This window comes from Frankia sp. AgKG'84/4, assembly GCF_023242965.2.
Taxonomy (GTDB): domain Bacteria; phylum Actinomycetota; class Actinomycetes; order Frankiales; family Frankiaceae; genus Frankia.
This window is the reverse complement of sequence record NZ_JALKFU020000593.1, coordinates 1-3,226: the sequence shown is the minus strand read 5'-3', so window position 1 is coordinate 3,226 and position 3,226 is coordinate 1. Positions and strand designations below refer to the sequence as shown.

Here is a 3,226-nt window from a genome sequence, read left to right as displayed (position 1 = left end):
GAACCCCGCACCACCGCCAGAACCCGATGCCCACGCGCCCGCGCATCCGACAACCGCTCCAACACCACCACACCCGCACCCTCAGCCCAACCCGTCCCATCAGCCGCATCCGCATACGACTTACACCGACCATCCCGGGCCAGCCCGCGCTGCCGGGAGAACTGCACGAACGCGCCAGGCCCGGACATCACCGCCGCACCACTGGCCAGAGCGAGCGAGCACTCGCCGCCGCGCAGGGCCTGCGCCGCGAGATGAATCGCCACCAGCGACGAGGAACAGGCGGTATCCACCGTGATTGCCGGGCCCTCGAACCCGAAGACATAGGACACCCGGCCGGAGGCCACGCTCGCGCCCGCCCCGGTGGTGACAAAACCCTCCAGCTCGGCGGGCACGTCGCCGGACCCGTAACCGCTGCCCATCACACCCGAGTACACGCCGACGTCGGAGCCGCGCAACGTGGCCGGATCGATACCGGCCCGCTCCAACGCCTCCCAGGAAACCTCCAACAACAACCGCTGCTGCGGATCCATCGCCAACGCCTCACGCGGCGAAATACCAAAGAACCCCGCATCGAACAGACCAGCCTCATGCAGAAAACCACCCTGGTCGACATACGATGTACCAGGACTGTCCGGATCCGAAGAAAACAGTCCGTCCAAATCCCAGCCACGGTCGGCCGGAAAACCAGAAACTCCGTCCCGTCCCTCCGCCACCAGCCGCCACAGATCTTCCGGCGAGGCGACTCCACCAGGCAGCCGGCACGCCATACCCACGATCACGATCGGCTCGTCCGCCGCCGTCAGCGGCATCAGTGCCGGCGCCGCCGCGGAACCCTCCGCCGGCTCCCCGACATCTCCCAGCTGCCCGATCAGGTGACGGGCCAGGACAGCCGGCGTCGGATAGTCGAAGACGACGGTCGCGGGTAGCCGTAGTCCGGTCGCCTCGCGCAGTCGGTTGCGCAGCTCCACGGATGTCAGCGAATCGAAGCCCGTGTCGCGGAAAGCGGTGTCGTCACGGATTTGACCCGCTCCCGCGTGCCCGAGCACGGTCGCGGCGTGGCTGCGCACCAGCCCTAGGACCACAGCGTCTCGCTCGGCCGCCGAGAGCCCGGCCAGGCTCTGGACGAAGCCGTTCTCCTCGGCCGCCACGGGAATGGTCAGGCGGGCCGAGCGCACGAGCCCCCGCATCACGGCCGGAACCGCCCGCGCGGTCGCGGCCTGCGACCGCATCGCCGCCAGGTCCAGGCGGATCGGCACCAGCAGCGGCGAACCGGTGCGCAGGGCGGCGTCGAACAGGTACATGCCCTCGACCGAACCGAGTGTGCGGCTGCCCGCCCGGCTGACGCGGGCCTGGTCGGTCCCGGACAGCTGGCCGGTCAGCGCGCTCGCCTGATCCCATAGGCCCCAGGCCAGCGAGACGCCCGGCCTGCCCTCGGCCCGGCGGCGAGCGACGACAGCGTCGAGGCACGCGTTCGCGGCGCCATAGTTGCCCTGGCCGGCCGAGCCGAACACGCCCGCCGCGGAGGAGTAGACGACGAACGCGTCGAGATCGAGATCGCGGGTCAACGCGTCCAGGTGCTCGACAGCGGTCACCTTCGCCCCGAAGACCCCTGCCACCCGCTGCGGCGTCTGTGCCTGGACGACGCCGTCGTCCAGGGTGCCGGCGGTGTGGACGACGGCGGACAGCGGGTGCTCGGCCGCTACGGCGTCCAGCAGGGCAGCGAGGGCATCGCGATCGGTGACGTCGAGTGCCACCACCCTGACGGTGCGCGCGCCCAGCTCCGCCAGGTCGGCGGCCAGCGCCCCGGCGCCCGGTGCGTCCGGCCCGCGCCTGCTGACCAGCAGCAGGTGGCGGACGCCATGGCGGGTGACCAAATGCCGGGCGGTGAGCGCGCCCAGCGTGCCGGTGCCACCCGTGACGAGCACCGTGCCGTCCGGGCGCCAGGCGTGCTCGGCGCCCGCAGGCCCACCGGGGCGGGACAGGCGCGGCACGGACAGCGCCGTGACGCGGACGGCGGCCTGGGGCTCGTCGTACGCCAGCATCGCGGCCAGCGGACCCTCCAGCGCAACGGGGTCCAGCTCCGTGGTCGGTCCGGCCCCGGTAACCGCGTCGGGGCCGGTACCCGCACCCGAGTCGGCGTCCGGGTCCGCGTCCAGCAGGAGGAACCTGTCCGGGTGCTCGGCCTGCGCGGTACGCACCAGGCCCCAGACGGCGGCGCCCGCGGGATCAGCGACGTCGGTCCCGGAGGCCGTGACGGCGCCCCGGGTGAGAACCACGAGCCGCGAGCCGTCGAGTCTCGGCTCGGCCAGCCAGCGTTGCAACAGGTCGAGCACCTGGACGGTGGCGGCGAACGCGTCGGCGCCCCCGGTGGCCTCCACCACTGCCAGCACCGGGTCGGCGACGACGTCGGCGAGCACGTCGGCGAGCACGTCGGCGAGCACGTCGATCTCCTCGACCGCGTACAACGGGACGATGGCTGGCGGCTCGGCATCGACCGGCGCGGCTGGCAGGTCAACCCATTCCACGGTGAACAGCGAGTCTCTGATGGCCGCCGACCTGGCGGTTTGCAGCTGGTCTGCGGCCACCGGCCGGGAGACCAGCGACGCCAGGGTGAGCACGGGCGCGCCGGCCTCGTCGGCGAGGTGCAGGGCGAGTGCGTCGGAGCCGGACGGGCGCAGGCGGGCCCGGACCACCGACGCGCCGGGCGCGTGCAGCCGCATGCCGCTCCAGCCGAAGGGCAGCAGCGGCGACTGGTGCACGCGCGGGCCGTCCGACGCGGTGGCGGCGAGCATCATCGCGTGCAGGGCAGCGTCCAGGAGAGCGGGGTGGACGCCGAACCCGCGCGCCTGGTCGCGTTGTCCGTCGGGCAGCGCGACCTCGGCGAAGAGCTCCTCACCACGCTGCCAGAGCGCCCGTACCCCCTGGAAGGCCGGGCCGTAGCCGTACCCCGCCCGGGCGAGCCGCGCGTAGCCGTCGCCCATGTCCACCGCGCGGGCGCCGCTCGGCGGCCAGACGGCCAGCTCGCGGGCAGGCCGGGTGCCGTCGGCCGGTGCGAGGGTCCCGCTGGCGTGCCGGGTCCAGAGATCAGCGCCGCCGTTCCCGGTCCCGTCGCCGTCCTCGGTCGGGTCCTCGTGCCCGTCCGGGCATGAGTAGATCTCCACCGGCCGCCGGCCGCCGCCATCGGGCATCCCGACGACGACCTGGACGCGGACCGTTCCCCGTTCCG

1 protein-coding gene is annotated in these 3,226 nt (G+C 73.2%); it reads right to left on the bottom strand.

Annotated features, from left to right (window positions below; all coding sequences use genetic code 11):
* Window positions 1–3,226: SDR family NAD(P)-dependent oxidoreductase (locus MXD58_RS23680; RefSeq protein WP_250609949.1), on the bottom strand; the 3,226-nt coding region annotated here is incomplete at both ends.